This window comes from Burkholderia metallica (genome assembly GCF_902832845.1).
GTDB lineage: Bacteria > Pseudomonadota > Gammaproteobacteria > Burkholderiales > Burkholderiaceae > Burkholderia > Burkholderia metallica.
The window spans coordinates 23,033-39,444 of the sequence record NZ_CADFDB010000009.1 but is presented as its reverse complement, the minus strand read 5'-3'; the positions used below and the strand labels follow the sequence as shown (position 1 = coordinate 39,444).

Sequence of the window (16,412 nt, the reverse complement as noted above, 5' to 3'; positions counted from 1 at the left end):
GACCGACATGACGATGAAGATTGGCTGCGCCCCGTGCTGCTGGGGCGTCGACGACGTGAAGAACCCGCACCTGCCGCCGTGGCGGCAGGTGCTCGCCGAGGCCGCGCAGGCCGGTTACTCGGGCATCGAGCTGGGGCCGTATGGCTACATCCCGCTCGAACTGGACGTGGTGAGCGCCGAGCTCGAGCGGCAACGCCTGAGCATCACCGCGGGCACGATCTTCGACGATCTCGTGTCGCCGGAGAACCTGCCGAACCTGCTGCGCCAGACCCGCGACATCTGCGCGCTGATCACGCGGCTGCCCAGGCTGCCGACGCAGGACGGCCAGCGCCATGCGGCGCCGTACCTGGTCGTGATGGACTGGGGCCACGACGAGCGCGACTACGCGGCCGGGCACGGCGATCGTGCGCCGCGGCTGTCGGACGAGCGCTGGGCGCGGATGGTCGACCATATCCGGCAGATCGCGACGATCGCACGCGACGAATTCGGCGTGCGCGCGGTGATTCATCCGCACGCGGGCGGCTATATCGAGTTCGCGGACGAGATCGACCGGATCGTCGCCGATATTCCCGCCGACACGGCCGGCCTGTGTCTCGACACCGGCCACCTGCATTACTCGGGCATGGACCCGGAAACGTGGCTGCGCCGTCACGCGTCGCGCGTCGACTACGTGCATTTCAAGGACATCGACGCGGCCGTGTACGACGCGGTGATGGGCGAGCACATCGCGTTCTTCGCCGCGTGCGCGCGCGGCGTGATGTGCCCGATCGGCACCGGCGTGCTCGACTACCGCGCGATCCGCGAGGCGCTCGACGAGATCGGCTACGCGGGTTACATCACGATCGAGCAGGAGCGCGACCCGCGCAACGCCGGCACGAGCCTGCGCGACGTCGCCGCGAGCCGCGCGTTTCTCGCGTCGGCCGGTTTTGCATGATCTTGTGAACACGCACCAGGAACACCACCATCATGATTGACGGACAGATTCTGCTTGGACATTCGATTCGCTGGGGCATGGTCGGCGGCGGGCTCGGCAGCCAGATCGGCTACAGCCACCGGTCGGCCGCGTTGCGCGACGGCAGCTTCCAGTTGCTCGCCGGCGCGTTCGACCTCGACCCCGAACGCGGCCGCCAGTTCGGCGTGAAGCTCGGCGTCGCGGCCGAACGCTGCTATTCCGACTACGCGACGATGTTCGACGCCGAGGCGCGGCGCCCGGACGGCATCCGCGCGGTATCGATCGCAACGCCGAACAACACGCACTTCGAAATCTGCCGCGCGGCGCTGAACGCGGGGCTGCACGTGGTCTGCGAGAAGCCGCTGTGCTTCACGACCGACGAGGCCGAGACGCTGCAGCGGCTGTCGGTCGAGAAGAACCGGATCGTCGGCGTCGCGTACGGCTATTCCGGACACCAGATGATCGAGCAGGCGCGCGAGATGATCGCGCGCGGCGATCTCGGCGAAATCCGCATCGTGCAGATGCAGTTCGCGCACGGCTTCCACAGCGAAGGCGTCGAGGCCGCGAGCGCGGCCGCGCGCTGGCGCGTCGACCCGAAGTTCGCGGGCCCGAGCTACGTGCTCGGCGACATCGGCACGCATCCGCTGTACATCTCCGAGGTGATGGCGCCCGAGCTGAAGATACGGCGGCTGATGTGTTCGCGGCAGAGCTTCGTGAAGAGCCGCGCGCCGCTGGAAGACAACGCGTTCACGATCATGGAATACGACACCGGCGCGGTCGGCTACGTATGGTCGAGCGCGGTGAACGCGGGTTCGATGCACAGCCAGAAGGTGCGCGTGATCGGCTCGAAGGCGAGCGTCGAATGGTGGGACGAGCATCCGAACCAGTTGCGCTACGAAGTGCAGGGCCAACCCGCGCAGGTGCTCGATCGCGGAATGGGCTATCTGCATCCGCACGCGTTGCGCGAGGATCGGATCGGCGCCGGGCATCCGGAAGGGCTGTTCGAAGCGTGGTCGAATCTCTACGCGCGCTTCGCGCTGGCGATGGATGCGGCCGATCGCGGCGACGCCGCGGCATTGAAGCACATCCGCTATCCGGACGTCCATGCGGGCGTGGAAGGCGTGCGCTGGGTCGAGAACTGCGTGCGTTCCGCCGATGCGGGCGGCGTGTGGGTCGACTATCGCTGAGCAGGGCAGGCCGGTTGCGCCACGCGCTGCCGTGGCGGCCGGCCTTGGTAGACACCCTGATCTTTACGGCGCCGCGAGAGCGTCGGACAATCGCTTCCAGTATCGCCGTGGAGCGTAGGCAAGTGATGATCGAGCGCGTGGGAGCGAGCGTGCGGCGCGGGCCGTGCCGCAAACGTGATTAAATTCGCCCTTCATGCATGTATCCAGGTGAGCCCCGGGCCGCGCCCGCCCGCATCGCGCGCGCATCGGGGCCGTCAACTTCGCGCTATCCGATGAGTTCATCCGAGAAACCTCCCGCCACCGTCGAGCAGTTCCTGCAGCATCTGACGCAGGAATACGACGGCCTCAGCAATCGCCTGAAGGTGATCGCGCGCCACGTGGAAACGCATCGGGACCAGCTTGGCCTGGAAGGCATCCAGTCGCTCGCGGAGGCGTGCGGCGTCCAGCCGTCGGCCGTCGTGCGCTTCGCGAAGCATTTCGGCTTCTCCGGCTTTTCCGAGATGCAGCGGCTGTTCCGCGAGGGGCTCGCGCAGCAGATCGCGCCGGGGCGCGCGTACAACCTGCGGTTGCGCGACGTGATCGAATCGGGCTCGTCGAGCCTGCAGCCCGAACAGATCGCCGACGAGTTCATCAAGGGCAGCATCGCCGGGATGCAGCAACTGCGGCAGACGCTCGATTCGCAGGCGCTCGCGCAGGCCGTCGACCTGCTCGCCGACACGCAGGCGATCTGGATCGCGGGCTCGCGCCGTGCGTTTCCGATCGCCGTGTACCTCGACTATGCGCTGCAGCACACCGACAAGCGCATCGGGCTGTTCAGCGCGCTCGGCAGCATGCATCTCGGGCAGATCCGCTCGGTGCGCGCGGGCGACGTGATGATCGTGATCTCGTTCATGCCGTATGCGGAGGAAACCGTGCAGGTCGCGCAGCAGGCCGTGCAGCGCGGCGCGCGGCTGATCGCGATCACCGACAGCCGGATGAGCCCGCTCGCGCGGGAAGCCGAGGTGACGCTGATGGTGCAGGACAGCGCGACGTTCGGTTTCCGCGCGCTGACGGCCACGATGGGCCTTGCGCAGAGCCTGTTCGTCGCGCTCGCGTACCGGCTCGAACTGTCGTATCTGCCGACCGCCGACGGCGCGCACGGCACGCAGGCCGGCTGAACGCGATGGTCGATGCGCCGCCCGCCGAACGATCGCGCGGGCGGCACAGCGGCGGACTTACTTCGCGGTCGGCATCGCGAATTCGGCGCCCTTGCCGATGCTCGACGACCAGCGCTGCATCACCGACTTCTGGCGCGTGTAGAAGCGCACGCCTTCCTCGCCGTACGCATGCATGTCGCCGAACAGGCTCTTCTTCCAGCCGCCGAAGCCGTGCCACGCCATCGGCACCGGAATCGGCACGTTGATGCCGACCATGCCGACCTGGATGCGCCGCGCGAATTCGCGCGCGATGCCGCCGTCGCTCGTGAAGCACGACACGCCGTTGCCGAATTCATGCGCGTTGATCAGGTCGACCGCTTCGCCGAAATCTTTCACGCGCACGCAGCCGAGCACCGGCCCGAAGATTTCCTCCTTGTAGATGCGCATCTCGGGCGTCACGTGGTCGAACAGCGTGCCGCCGGTGAAGAAGCCTGCCTCGCGGCCGGCCACACGCAGCCCGCGGCCGTCGACCACCAGTTGCGCGCCTTCGTTCACGCCTTGCTCGATGTAGCCTTCGATGCGCTTGAGCGCGTCGCCGGTGACGATCGGGCCCATCTCGACTTCCGGTTGCATGCCGTCGCCGATCACCAGCTTGCGTGCGCGCTCGGCCACCAGCGGCACGATCTTGTCCGCGACGTCGCCGACCAGCACCGCGACGCTGATCGCCATGCAGCGTTCGCCGGCCGACCCGTACGCGGCGCCGATCAGCGCGTCGACCGCTTGCTCGAGGTTTGCGTCGGGCATCACGACGAGGTGGTTCTTCGCCCCGCCGAGCGCCTGCACACGCTTGCCCGACTGCACCGCGCGCTGCTGCACGTAGGCCGCGATCGGCGTCGAGCCGACGAAGCTGACCGCTTGTACATCGGGGTGGTCGAGCAGCGCGTCGACCGCGCCCTTGTCGCCCTGCACGACGTTGAACACGCCGGGCGGCAGCCCGGCCTGCGTGAGCAGGTCGGCGATGAACAGCGCGGCCGACGGGTCGCGCTCGCTCGGCTTCAGCACGAACGTGTTGCCCGTCGCGAGCGCGACCGGGAACATCCAGCACGGCACCATGCACGGGAAGTTGAACGGCGTGATGCCCGCGACGACGCCGAGCGGCTGGCGCATCGTCCAGTTGTCGATGCCGGTGCTGACCTGGTCGGTGAAGTCACCCTTCAGCAGTTGCGGCACGCCGCATGCGAATTCGATGATGTCGATGCCGCGTGCGACTTCGCCCTGCGCGTCGGAGAACACCTTGCCGTGCTCGGCCGTGATGATCGCCGCGAGGGCGTCGCGATGCTCGTTCATCAGTTGCAGGAAGCGGTGCAGCACGCGCGCGCGGCGGATCGGCGGCGTCTCGGCCCAGGTCGGGAACGCGGCATGGGCCGACGCGACGGCCTGCTGCACTTCGCTGTCGTCGGCGAGCGCCACGCGGCGCACCGCGCGGCCGAGCGCCGGGTTGAGGACGTCCTGGAAGCGGCCGCTGCGGCCGGCGACGGGCGCGCCGTCGACATAGTGGCCGACGTCGGCGTCGGAGGTGTAAGCGGGAACCGGATTCATCGTGTCTCCTGGGGAATCGGGTGGGATGGACAGCACCCAGTCTAGGCAAACGCGCGGGGCGGGAGAAGGCCGCGAAACTTGATTCACTGTTCAGAATTCTGAATAATCGATGGATGAATCAGCAAAATGTCCAGGCGCTCTGGCCGCATATCCATTCGCTGACGGTGCTGGCCGCGGCCGGCAGTTTCACGGCTGCCGCGCAGCGGCTCGGCATCAGCAAGGCCGCGATGAGCCAGCGCATCGCCGATCTCGAAAAGGCGGCTGGCGTGCCGCTCGTGCGGCGCACGACGCGCAGCGTGCGGCTCACCGATGCGGGCCAGACGCTCGTCGACAGCACGCGCGACGCGTTCGAGTCGATCGGACAGCACTTCGCGCGCGTGAAGGATCTGGCCGGCGAGCCGCGCGGGCTGCTGCGCGTGACGGTGCCGGTCGCGCTCGGGCGCCAGCAGGTCGTGCCGCACCTGCCCGATTTCCTGCGCCAGCATCCGGGCGTGCAGATCGAACTCGACCTGTCGGACCGGCTGCATTCGCTGACGCAGGAGGGCTTCGACCTCGCGATCCGCCATACGACCACCGCACCGCAGACCCACGTCGCGTGGAAGCTGTGCGACACGCGCTCGCTGCTCGTCGCGAGCCGCGACTATCTCGACGCGCGCGGCGCGCCGCGGCACCCGAGCGAACTGGTCGAGCACAGCTGCCTGTGCTACCTGCGCGACAACGAACCGGCCGCGTGGAGTTTCGAGCCGGACGGCCGGCGGCGTCAGCGCGTGAGCGTGCCGGTGCGCGGCAGCTTCGCCGCGAACAACAGCGAGGCGATGCGGGAGGCCGCGCTCGGCGGGCTCGGCATCGCGCTGCTGCCGGATTTCAGCGCGCAGCGCGACCTCGATGCCGGCCGGCTCGTCACGCTGCTCGACGGCTGGCGGCCGTCCGGCGCGTTCGGCGACCACATCTTCGCGATCCGGCCGTACAGCCCGGTCGTGCCGAGCGCGGTGCGCGCGCTCGTGCGGCACCTGCGCGAACGGCTCGCGGGCGGCTTCTCCGGCGCATGAGCCTCGCGCCCGCGGGCGCCGGCCGTGGGCCGTCCGGGCAGCCGGGGCGGCGCTGCGGTAAAATCGCCGCTTCCTCCCGCGCCGCGTGTGGCGCGTCATTCGAAGGTCGACAGCCGATGCAGATTCACAAGGAAGTGGACGCGCGCGGGCTCAATTGCCCGTTGCCGATCCTGCGTGCCAAGAAAGCGCTCGCCGATATGGAAAGCGGGCAGATCCTCAAGGTGCTCGCGACCGATCCGGGTTCGCAGCGCGACTTCGCCGCGTTCGCGAAGCAGACGGGCAACGAGATCGTCGAATCGACGACGCAGGACAAGACCTTCGTGTTCCTGATGCGCCGCCGCTGACGGCGCGCCTCGCGGTGCCGGCCGCCCGGGCGCCGTACGGCCGCGCCGCGCCGGCCACGCTTCTCTGACAATTCTTAAACCTCGCTTCGCGACCGCCTGCGTATACTGACCCGGCCGGTCGTCCGCTCCCAGCGGATGCGCCGGTCACGGTACGTCGTACGGCGGGCACGGGGGCCATGCCTGGCGCTACCGTCGTACAACGGGGAGAGGACATGTCCTTCAGACCAGGGACCATTCGAAGTCCGTCCGAAGCGGAACGCAGCGTATCGGGGCTGAGCCGTATCGAGCTCGACCCACAACAGGATCGCCACGCGCGTGCCGCGCTGGAGGCGTACGCGGATTCCGCCGCGGCCGAGATGCCGTGGCTGGCCGAGTGGCTCGACGAACGGCTGCGCGATGCCGCGCAGCGCGAGGGCTCGGGCCCGACTTACTGCGGTGCGACGATCGAGCGCGTGTTCGATCTGGCGCACGCGTGGGCGACGAGCCAGCCGGACTACGCGGCCACCGCGTGGGAGCGTGTGCGCGGGCAGTTGCAGCGGATGCTGGCACAACCGGCGCGTCCGGAGCGGCTGTCACCGCACGTGCCGGCCGACGATGTCGCCGAGCCGGCGACGGGCGTGGCGCGCGTCGACTAGGCGCCAGATTGCACGGCAGGAAGGATTATTCGAAGAAAAGACGGTAGTCCGCGCAATTTGTTGGCGAATTTCATACTACTATGATGAAATCGCCGGTTCGTCCGTGCCCCGTTTTTGAGATGCTTGGCCGGGGTCGCTGGTTTGCGCAGGTGGCGCGAGCGGCGAACGACGGCTCGACGGCCGATATCCGGACGCCGCCGCACACGTGTCGCGCGGCTGGATGAAGGCGGAGAGCTGAACTGGACGAATCGATTTCGATTTGCGGGGTGCTATGAGAATTGCTGTACTGGATGACGATCCGGCCCAGACGGATTTCGTCAGTCAAACGCTGACGGCCGTTGGCCACACGTGCTATGCGTTCAAGGAAGGCAAGGCCCTGAAGAAGCGTCTGCAGCGCGAGACGTTCGATCTGCTGGTCCTCGACTGGAACGTGCCCGACATGTCCGGCGAGGAAGTGCTGAAGTGGGTGCGTGCCAATCAGACCGAGCACAGCCTGCCGATCATCTTCATGACGAGCCGCGACGACGAGGCGGGGATCACGCAGATCCTCAACGCCGGCGCCGACGACTACGTGGTCAAGCCCGTGTCGGGCCCGATCCTGCGCGCGCGCATCGGCTCGCTGCTGCGCCGCGCGTATCCGGTCAACGCCGAGGCCACCGTTCGCGAATTCGATCAGTTCCGTTTCGACGTAAACCTGAAGCAGGCCTACGTCGGCGACAAGGCCGTGAGCCTCACGCAGAAGGAATTCGAGCTCGCGCTGCTGCTGTTCCAGCACCTCGACCGGCCGCTGTCGCGCGCCCATATTCTCGATCTCGTGTGGAAGCAGGCGACCGACATCCCGTCGCGCACGATGGATACGCATATCTCGATGCTGCGCACCAAGCTCGGCCTGCGGCCCGAAAACGGCTATCGCCTCGCGCCGATCTACGGCTACGGCTACCGGCTCGAACGGGTCGGCCAGGGAGAACCGGAGTGACCCGGCACATCATGCAGCGCGCGGCGAACCTGCGCACGGCCGCGCTGCGCGCCGTCTGCGTGGCCGCGTTTGCGTTCGCCGCGCAGCATGCGGCCGCGCAGCCGCCGGCGGCCGCGGCAGCAGGCAAGATGGTCGTGTATCGCACGCACGCGGGCGACACGCTGTACGACATCGCCGCACGCTACCTGCAAGGCACGGACGATTGGCAACTGCTTCAGCAGATCAACGGCGTGCCTGCGCCGAAGCGCCTGCAGCCCGGCATCGCGCTGAAGCTGCCGGTGGCGCGGCTGCGCAAGGAAAAGCTGACCGCGCGCGTCGTCGCGGTGCAGGGCGCGGCCGAACGCGCGTCCGGCAATAATGTCGCCGGCAATGTCTTCTCGCCGCTCGCGAGCGATGCGACGCTCGCCGAGGGCGATCGCGTACGCACGGGCCCGAACGGCTTCGTGACGCTCGAACTGTCCGACGGCACGCACATGAGCCTGCCGCCGGACAGTCAGCTCGACCTGAAGTCGCTGCGCCGCACGGTGCTGACCGGCACGCTCGATCGGGAGTTCGAACTCACGCGCGGCTCGGTCGAAAGCGAGGTCACCCACCTGAAGAAGCGCGACGACCGCTTCCAGATCCGTTCGCCGTCGGTCGTGGCCGGCGTGCGCGGCACGCGCTTTCGCGTGAACTACGACGCGGCCGGCACGGCGTCGACGCGCGTCGAAGTGCTCGACGGCACCGTCGGCGTCGCGGGCGGCCGCCAGTCGGCCACCCCGACGCTCGTGCATGCGAATTTCGGCAGCGTCGCGACGGCGTCCGGCGCGGTCGGCGCGCCCGTCGAGCTGCTGCCCGCACCGGCGCTTGCGCATCCCGACAAGGTGCAGGACGAGCCCGACGTCACGTTCGACGTCGCGCCGCTTGAACAGGCGCATGCGTACCGCGTGCAGCTCGCGCACGACGCGGGGCTGCTCGACCTGTTCCGCGAAACGCGTACCGATTCGCCGCGCGCGGTGTTCCGCAACGTGCCGAACGGAAACTACTTCGTGCGGGTCGCCGCGATCGACGCGAACGGCCTCGAGGGCCAGCCGCGCACGTACGCGTTCGAACGCCGCGCGATGGGGCTCGACGCGAGCGCGTCGCCCGGCGCGGGCGGCTACGAGTTCCGCTGGTCGCCGAACGGCGCGGGCAAGGGCGCGCGCTACCGGTTCGTGCTGTCGCGCTCGAAGGACCTGAGTGCGCCGGTCGTCGACCAGGTTGGCCTGCATGCGCGTCAGATCACCGTCGCGCACCTGCCGCCGGGCGACTATTTCTGGGCCGTGACCGTCGAGGAGTTCGAAGGCGGCAAGTTCTACGAGAAGACCAGTCCGGTCGGCGCGTTTACGCTGTCGCGCTGATCCGCGGCGCATGAAACCCGACTCCGTATCCCCGCGGCGGCATCTCGGCCGCCGCTTCCTGATCGAATGGATCGCGATCGGCTGCCTCGGGATCGCGGTGATTCTCGCGTGCGCGCTCGGCCGCCTGTCGGCGAGCGTCGACGGCCTGATCTACGACCGGCTGCTGATGCTGCGCAGCCTGCCGCTGTCGCCCGACGTGGTCGTCGTCGACATCGACAACCAGAGCGTGTCCGCGCTCGGCCGCTGGCCGTGGTCGCGCGACGTGCATGCGCGGCTGCTCGACACGCTGGCGCGCGCGCAGCCGGCCGCCGTCGTCTACGACGTACTGTTTACGGAACCGTCGCCGGAGGATCGCGCGTTCGCGGACGCGATGAGCCGCGTGCCGACCTTCCTGCCCGTGCTGCTGAGCCCCGAACAGGCGGACGGCTCGCGCGTGGTCGATCCGCCGGTGGCCGCGCTCGCGGCGCGCGCGGTCGGGCTCGGTCACATCAACCTCGAAGTCGACCCCGACGGCATCGTTCGCAGCGTTGCGCTGTTCGAAAGCGACGGCCGCGTGCGCTGGCCGCAACTGATGGTGCCCGTGTACCGCGCGATCCAGGCCGGCCGGCTGCATCCGGTCGGCGGCGTGCCCGGCGCCCACGCGCACGACCTGTCGCGCGACGCGAACGGCGAGGGCCGCTACCTGATCCCGTTCAGCCGCAACACGCCCGCCTATCCGACGCTGTCGTTCGACGACGTGCTCGAAGGGCGCGTGAAGCCCGATGCGCTGCGCGGCAAGATCGTCGTCGTCGGCGTGACCGCATCGGGGCTGTACGACCGCTTCGCGACGCCTGTGTCCGGCGAGTTCGGGCCGCTCGCCGGCGTCTATATCCATGCGAACGTGCTCGACATGCTGGCCACCGGCAGCGCGATCTCGCCTGCGTCGGGCGCCGGCCTGTTCGCCGCGTCGCTGCTGCCGCTCGCCGTGCTGCTGGGCGGCTTCCTGATGCTGTCGCCGTGGCGCGCGCTGCTGCTGACGCTGAGCCTCGCCGCGCTCGCCGTCGTCGCGAGCCTCGCGCTGCTGGTCGAGGCGCGCATCTGGCTGTCGCCGGCGCCCGCGATCTTCGGGCTGATCGCCGTCTACCCGATCTGGAACTGGCGGCGCCTGGAAATGACGATGTCGTACCTGCGCCGCGAGCTGCAGCGGCTCGCCGACGAGCCGCACCTGCTGCCGGAGGCGCCGCGCACGCGCAACGTCGGCGGCGACGTGCTCGAGCGGCAGATGGCGCTGATGGCGCAAGCCGCGCAGCGCGTGCAGGACATGAAGCGCTTCGTGTGGGACAGCCTCGACAGCATGCCGGAGCCGATCTTCGTGACCGACCTGGCCGGCACCGTGCTGATCGCGAACCATGCGGCCAAGCGCTACGGGTCGCGTCTCGCGCTGCCGCTGCCGGAAGGGCGGCCGCTGCGCACCGCGCTCGGCGAGCTGACGTTCATGAAGACCGTCGACGGCAACGCCGACCACGATGCGGCGATCCGCGAACACTGGCCGGCCGCGCTCGACCCGACGCTCGAGGCCGAACACGACGCGATGGCGCGCGGCATCGAGGTGCGCGATCGCGATGGGCTCGACCATCTGTTACGCTACGCGGCTTGCACGAACGCGCAGGGCCGCGTGACGGGCTGGATCGCCGGCCTCGTCGACGTGACCGAACTGCACGCGGCGGAGCGGCAGCGCGAGGAAGCGCTGCACCTGCTGTCGCACGACATGCGCTCGCCGCAGTCGTCGATTCTCGCGCTCGTCGAGATCGAGCGCGACCGCGCCGAGACCGACGCGATGCGCGGGCTGCTCGCGCGGATCGAGCGCTATGCGCACCGTGCGCTGTCGCTGGCCGACGAGTTCGTGCAGCTGGCGCGCGCCGAGTCGCAGGCATACCAGCTCGAGACGACGAGCTTCGTCGACGTGCTGATCGATGCGAGCGACGAGGTATGGCCGCAGGCGCAGGCGAAGCACATCCGCATCGACACCGACGTCGGCACCGGGATGTGCTGGGTACGCGCGGACCGCTCGCTGCTCACGCGCGCGTTCGTGAACCTGTTGAACAACGCGGTCAAATACAGTCCATCCGATACCGTGATCACGTGTACGCTGGCGGTCGAGCACGCATCGAAACGGATGTTCTGTACGATTCGCGATCAGGGATACGGCATTGCGCCGGAAGATCAGCGGCATCTGTTCGAGCGCTTCAAGCGGTTCCATGCCGGCGAGCGGCCCGAAATCTCGGGTTCCGGGCTTGGCATGGCATTCGTGAAGACGGTCGTCACGCGCCATGGGGGCAGCGTGTCGGTCGACAGCGAGGTGGGTGTCGGCACCGCGGTGACGGTGTCGCTGCCCGCGATGGACGAGCCGTCCGCCTGACAGGGCCGGGCGCGACGGCAGGCATTTGGGGAAAGCCATGAGAAAGGAATGGGCAGCGGCCGCGCTGGCGGTGTCGCTGTTGACGGGTTGCGCCGGCGGCGTGACGAGCGGCGTGAGCGCGATCGGGCAGCCGAACGCGTTCGCGTCCGACGCGCACGGCTACGACATCGTGCGCACGGCCGCGCAGGCGGGCGACGCCGAATACCGGCAGATCGAGGCGCTCGTGCGCGACGAACTCGCGCACCGCGGCTTCGATGTGAAACCGCTCCCGGCCGCGCGCTACCGGCTGTCGATCGCGTATGCGACGCAGCCGGCGTCGGTCGCGGCAAGCGCTGCCGGGTGTGGCGCCGCGAGCAGCGCGTGCGTGACGGTCGACGGCCCGGCGCCGCTCCCTCTGCCGTTCATGGGGCGCGTGTACCGCCATGTGCTGACGCTGCGCTTCGTCGACGCGAAATCGGGCGCCGACGTCTACCGCGTGTCGGCTGCGCTGCGAGATCGCGATCCCGGCACGCAACAGGCCGCGCCGGCGCTCGTGAAGAGCGCGCTCGCGAAGGTGCCGTTCGGCGAAGGCGGCGGTTGGCTCGTCAAGACGAAAAAAGACGACGCGGGCGCAATGCCGGGCGTCGTCTTGGTGAAGCCGGCCGACGCGCGCTGAGCGCGGTGCGGCCGGTGAGGTGAGGGCGGGCTCGCCGCTGCGAGCCGTCGCGCCCTTGCCGCGTTCAGTCGGCCGGGTGGGCGCCGTTGCGCGAGCGCAGGTATGCGTCGAAATCCGTGCCGACTTCCGCATGGCGCAGCGCGAATTCGACCGTCGCCTTCAGGTAGCCGAGCTTGCTGCCGCAGTCGTAGCGCGTGCCCTGATACTTGTAGGCCAGCACCTGCTCGTCGGCGAGCAGCGCCTGGATCGCGTCGGTGAGCTGCAGCTCGCCGCCCGCGCCGGGCTTCAGCGCGCGCAGGTGCTCGAAGATCCGCGGCTTCAGGATGTAGCGGCCGACCACGCCGAGGTTCGACGGCGCGACTTCCGGCGCCGGCTTCTCGACGATAGCCGACATCTTGACGATCGACTCTTCCCACTCCTTGCCGTCGACGATGCCGTACGACTTCGTCTCCGACGGCGGGATCTCTTCGACGCCGATCACCGAGCTGTGATAGTGGTCGAACACGTCAACCATCTGCTTCATCACGGGCGGGTTGCCGTCGAGCAGGTCGTCGGCGAGGATCACCGCGAACGGATTGTCGGCCACGAGCTTTTCCGCGCACAGCACCGCATGGCCGAGGCCGAGCGCTTCCGGCTGGCGCACGTAGAAGCAGTCGACGTGGCTCGGCTTGATGCTGCGAACGAGTTCGAGCAGCTTCTCCTTGCCGCGCGCCTCGAGCTCGGCCTCGATTTCGTACGACTTGTCGAAGTGATCCTCGATCGCGCGCTTGCTGCGCCCGGTGACGAAGATCATCTCGGTAATGCCGGCGGCGATCGCTTCCTCGACCGCGTACTGGATCAGCGGCTTGTCGACGACCGGCAGCATTTCCTTCGGGCTCGCCTTCGTTGCCGGGAGGAACCGCGTGCCGAGACCGGCGACGGGGAACACCGCCTTCGTAACTTTCAACATGATCGAACCTTTATTTCTGTAATCGACTTGTCAGACGGTCTATGTTCACGTCCGCATTATAGTGAACGCAATCGACCTTACGGTTTGTTACGCAGGCAACCGATCGAGCTGCGCGCGCAGTTTCTCGAGTGTGCTCTGGAATTCCGCGACGCGCTTCTGTTCCTGCTCGACCACGGCCGGCGGCGCTTTCGCGACGAATGCCTCGTTGCCGAGCTTGGCATTGCACTTCGCGATCTCGCCCGTCAGGCGCGCGATTTCCTTCGACAGACGTTCGCGTTCGGCCGCGACGTCGATCTCGACCTTCAGCACCAGCTTGTTCGGCCCGACGATCGCGATCGGCGCACCGTGCGCTTCCTTGTCCAGCGCCGCTTCGTCCGCGAGGATCTGCACTTCCGACAGGCGCGCGAGGGCCTGGACGTACGGCGCGAACGCGCGCAGGCGCTCGGCGTCGCCCGCGGCGAGCAGCGGTACCTTGGTCGCCGGCGACAGGTTCATCTCGCCGCGCAGGTTGCGGCACGCGTCGACGATCGCCTTCAGGTCGGCCGCCCACTGTTCGGACGCCTCGTCGATCTTCTGCGGGTTCGCGACCGGATACGCCTGCGTCATCAGCGACGCTTCGCCCTCCGCGTTGCCTTGCGGATAGCGGCCCGCGAGCGGCGCGACCTTCTGCCAGAGCGCTTCGGTGATGAACGGGATGACCGGGTGCGCGAGGCGCAGCACCGTTTCGAGCACGCGCAGCAGCGTGCGGCGCGTCGCGCGCTGCTGTTCCGGCGTGCCGTTCTGAATCTGCACCTTCGCGAGTTCGAGATACCAGTCGCAGTACTCGTCCCACACGAACTTGTAGATGCTGCTCGCGATGTTGTCGAAGCGGTAATCGGCGAAGCCCTTCGCGATGTCGGCTTCGGTGCGCTGCAGCAACGACACGATCCAGCGGTCGGCCGCCGAGAAGTCGAGGTAGCCGCCCGGGCCGCAATCGCCCGCGCCGCAGACTTCCGGCTTGTCGGTGCCGCAGTCGTGGCCTTCGCAGTTCATCAGCACGAAGCGCGTGGCGTTCCACAGCTTGTTGCAGAAGTTGCGATAGCCTTCGCAGCGCGCGAGGTCGAAGTTCACGTTGCGGCCGAGCGTGGCCATCGACGCCATCGTGAAGCGCAGCGCGTCGGTGCCGAACGCGGCGATGCCGTCCGGGAATTCCTTGCGCGTCTTCTTCTCGATCGTCGCGGCCTGCTTCGGGTTCATCAGGCCCGTCGTGCGTTTCGCGACCAGCGTGTCGAGGTCGATGCCGTCGACGATGTCGATCGGGTCGAGCGTGTTGCCCTTGCTCTTCGACATCTTCTGGCCTTCCGCGTCGCGCACGAGGCCGTGCACGTACACGGTGTGGAACGGCACCTGGCCCGTGAAGTGCGTGGTCATCATCACCATCCGGGCGACCCAGAAGAAGATGATGTCGAAGCCCGTGACGAGCACGGACGACGGCAGGAAGTGCTTCAGTTCAGGCGTTTCGTTCGGCCAGCCGAGCGACGAGAACGGCACGAGCGCCGACGAGAACCACGTGTCGAGCACGTCCTCGTCGCGCTTGAGCGCGCCCGCGTAACCCTTCGCGGCGGCCTGCGCGCGCGCTTCTTCCTCGTTGCGCGCGACGAACACCTCGCCGTTCTCGCCGTACCACGCGGGAATCTGGTGGCCCCACCACAGCTGGCGCGAGATGCACCAGTCCTGGATGTTCTCGAGCCACTGGTAATAGGTGGTCGTCCAGTTTTCCGGGACGAACTTGATCTGGCCGCTGCGCACGACGTCGAGCGACGTTTCGGTGATCGACTTGCCCGGATTGAACGTGCCTTCCGGCGCCGGCTTCGTCATCGCGACGAACCACTGGTCGGTCAGCATCGGCTCGATCACGACGCCCGTGCGGTCGCCACGCGGCACCATCAGCTTGTGCGGCTTCACGGAATCGAGGAAGCCTTGCGCGTCGAGGTCGGCGACGATCGCCTTGCGCGCGTCGAAGCGGTCGAGGCCGCGATACTGCTCGGGGCCGTTGTCGTTGATCTTCGCGTCGAGCGTCAGGATCTCGATCGGCGCGAGCTTGTGGCGCTGGCCGACCTGGTAGTCGTTGAAGTCGTGCGCGGGCGTGACCTTCACGACGCCCGTGCCGAACTCGCGGTCGACGTAGTCGTCGGCGATCACCGGAATCTCGCGGCCCGTCAGCGGCAGCGTGACGAGCTTGCCGATCAGGTGCGCGTAACGTTCGTCTTCCGGGTGGACCATCAATGCGACGTCGCCGAGCATCGTTTCCGGACGCGTCGTGGCAACGGTGAGCGAGCCCGAGCCGTCGACGAGCGGGTAGCGGATGTGCCACAGGTGGCCGTTTTCCTCTTCGCTCACGACTTCGAGGTCCGACACGGCGGTCAGCAGCACCGGATCCCAGTTGACGAGGCGCTTGCCGCGATAGATCAGGCCCTGTTCGTAAAGCGTGACGAACACGTCGCGCACGGCGGCCGACATCTTGTCGTCCATCGTGAAGTATTCACGCGACCAGTCGGTCGACGCGCCGAGGCGGCGCACCTGGCCGGTGATCGTCGAACCGGATTTTTCCTTCCATTCCCATACGCGCTCGACGAACTTCTCGCGGCCGAGGTCGTGGCGCGACACGCCCTGCGCATCGAGCTGGCGCTCGACGACGATCTGGGTCGCGATCCCCGCGTGGTCGGTGCCGGGCACCCACAGCGTGTTCTCGCCGAGCATCCGGTGATAGCGGGCGAGGCCGTCCATGATCGTCTGGTTGAACGCGTGGCCCATGTGCAACGTGCCCGTGACGTTCGGCGGCGGCAACTGGATCGCGAAATCGGGGCGGGCCGGGTCGAATGCCGGGGCCGCGTAACCGCGCTTTTCCCACTCCGGCCCCCATTGGGACTCGATGGTGTGGGGCTCGAAACTCTTCGCAAGCGTGTTGTCGCTCATGTTGGAAATCTGCCGAAAAATGCGTGAATTGGATGCCGAATCCGACGATTATAAATGGATGCACATCCACCAGCCATCGCCTTGCCGGCGCGGGCCCGTCGCGACGCGGCCGCAGCGTGCCCGCGACCCGCTTGCAACTTGCTGTCGAACGGATCGGGAACAGCATCGCGCGGCCGACTTATAATGTCGGGTCCGCAT

The 16,412-nt window shown here is 68.0% G+C and carries 13 protein-coding genes; 10 read left to right on the top strand and 3 right to left on the bottom strand.

Features of this window, described 5'->3' with window-relative positions; translation table 11 throughout:
- Positions 1-7: 7 nt before the first annotated feature.
- From HWX08_RS23605 to HWX08_RS23595, 3 genes are all read left to right on the top strand, one after another.
- Positions 8-934 (top strand): TIM barrel protein, encoded by a 927-nt coding sequence (locus HWX08_RS23605; RefSeq protein WP_174921988.1) that lies wholly within the window; start codon positions 8-10, stop codon positions 932-934.
- Between the two features lie 32 nt (positions 935-966).
- Positions 967-2,139 (top strand): Gfo/Idh/MocA family protein, encoded by a 1,173-nt coding sequence (locus HWX08_RS23600; RefSeq protein ID WP_174921987.1) that lies wholly within the window; start codon positions 967-969, stop codon positions 2,137-2,139.
- Between the two features lie 272 nt (positions 2,140-2,411).
- Positions 2,412-3,296, top strand: a complete 885-nt coding sequence (locus tag HWX08_RS23595) for a MurR/RpiR family transcriptional regulator (protein WP_069256427.1) — start codon at positions 2,412-2,414, stop codon at positions 3,294-3,296.
- A gap of 57 nt (positions 3,297-3,353) precedes the next feature.
- Here HWX08_RS23595 and HWX08_RS23590 read toward each other — a convergent pair whose 3' ends face one another.
- Complete coding sequence (locus HWX08_RS23590) at positions 3,354-4,874, bottom strand: CoA-acylating methylmalonate-semialdehyde dehydrogenase (RefSeq protein ID WP_174921986.1); 1,521 nt, start codon at positions 4,872-4,874, stop codon at positions 3,354-3,356.
- Positions 4,875-4,987: 113 nt separating this feature from the next.
- Here HWX08_RS23590 and HWX08_RS23585 point away from each other — a divergent pair, with 113 nt between their 5' ends.
- From HWX08_RS23585 to HWX08_RS23555, 7 genes are all read left to right on the top strand, one after another.
- Entirely contained in the window at positions 4,988-5,923 is a 936-nt protein-coding gene (locus HWX08_RS23585) for a LysR family transcriptional regulator (protein WP_174921985.1), read from the top strand.
- A gap of 116 nt (positions 5,924-6,039) precedes the next feature.
- Positions 6,040-6,267, top strand: coding sequence for a sulfurtransferase TusA family protein (locus HWX08_RS23580; protein WP_006402122.1), 228 nt, complete (start codon positions 6,040-6,042; stop codon positions 6,265-6,267).
- 212 nt (positions 6,268-6,479) lie between these two features.
- Positions 6,480-6,902: a peptidase gene (locus HWX08_RS23575; RefSeq protein WP_174921984.1), complete on the top strand. Its 423-nt coding sequence runs from the start codon at positions 6,480-6,482 to the stop codon at positions 6,900-6,902.
- 271 nt (positions 6,903-7,173) lie between these two features.
- The gene (locus HWX08_RS23570) at positions 7,174-7,878 is read left to right on the top strand and encodes a response regulator transcription factor (RefSeq protein WP_006490421.1); all 705 of its coding nucleotides are present in this window, start codon (positions 7,174-7,176) and stop codon (positions 7,876-7,878) included.
- Positions 7,875-9,257 (top strand): FecR family protein, encoded by a 1,383-nt coding sequence (locus HWX08_RS23565; protein ID WP_174921983.1) that lies wholly within the window; start codon positions 7,875-7,877, stop codon positions 9,255-9,257. The genes HWX08_RS23570 and HWX08_RS23565 overlap by 4 nt, the downstream gene beginning before the upstream one ends.
- A gap of 10 nt (positions 9,258-9,267) precedes the next feature.
- Complete coding sequence (locus tag HWX08_RS23560) at positions 9,268-11,655, top strand: CHASE2 domain-containing protein (protein ID WP_107312341.1); 2,388 nt, start codon at positions 9,268-9,270, stop codon at positions 11,653-11,655.
- A 37-nt stretch (positions 11,656-11,692) separates the two neighbouring features.
- The gene (locus tag HWX08_RS23555) at positions 11,693-12,310 is read left to right on the top strand and encodes a DUF4136 domain-containing protein (RefSeq protein WP_069256433.1); all 618 of its coding nucleotides are present in this window, start codon (positions 11,693-11,695) and stop codon (positions 12,308-12,310) included.
- A gap of 64 nt (positions 12,311-12,374) precedes the next feature.
- Here the strand turns inward: HWX08_RS23555 and galU are convergent, their stop codons facing one another.
- Both galU and HWX08_RS23545 read right to left on the bottom strand, forming a co-directional pair.
- Positions 12,375-13,259 (bottom strand): UTP--glucose-1-phosphate uridylyltransferase GalU, encoded by an 885-nt coding sequence (gene galU, locus HWX08_RS23550; protein ID WP_069256434.1) that lies wholly within the window; start codon positions 13,257-13,259, stop codon positions 12,375-12,377.
- A gap of 87 nt (positions 13,260-13,346) precedes the next feature.
- Complete coding sequence (locus HWX08_RS23545; protein WP_174921982.1) at positions 13,347-16,214, bottom strand: valine--tRNA ligase; 2,868 nt, start codon at positions 16,212-16,214, stop codon at positions 13,347-13,349.
- Positions 16,215-16,412: the final 198 nt, after the last annotated feature.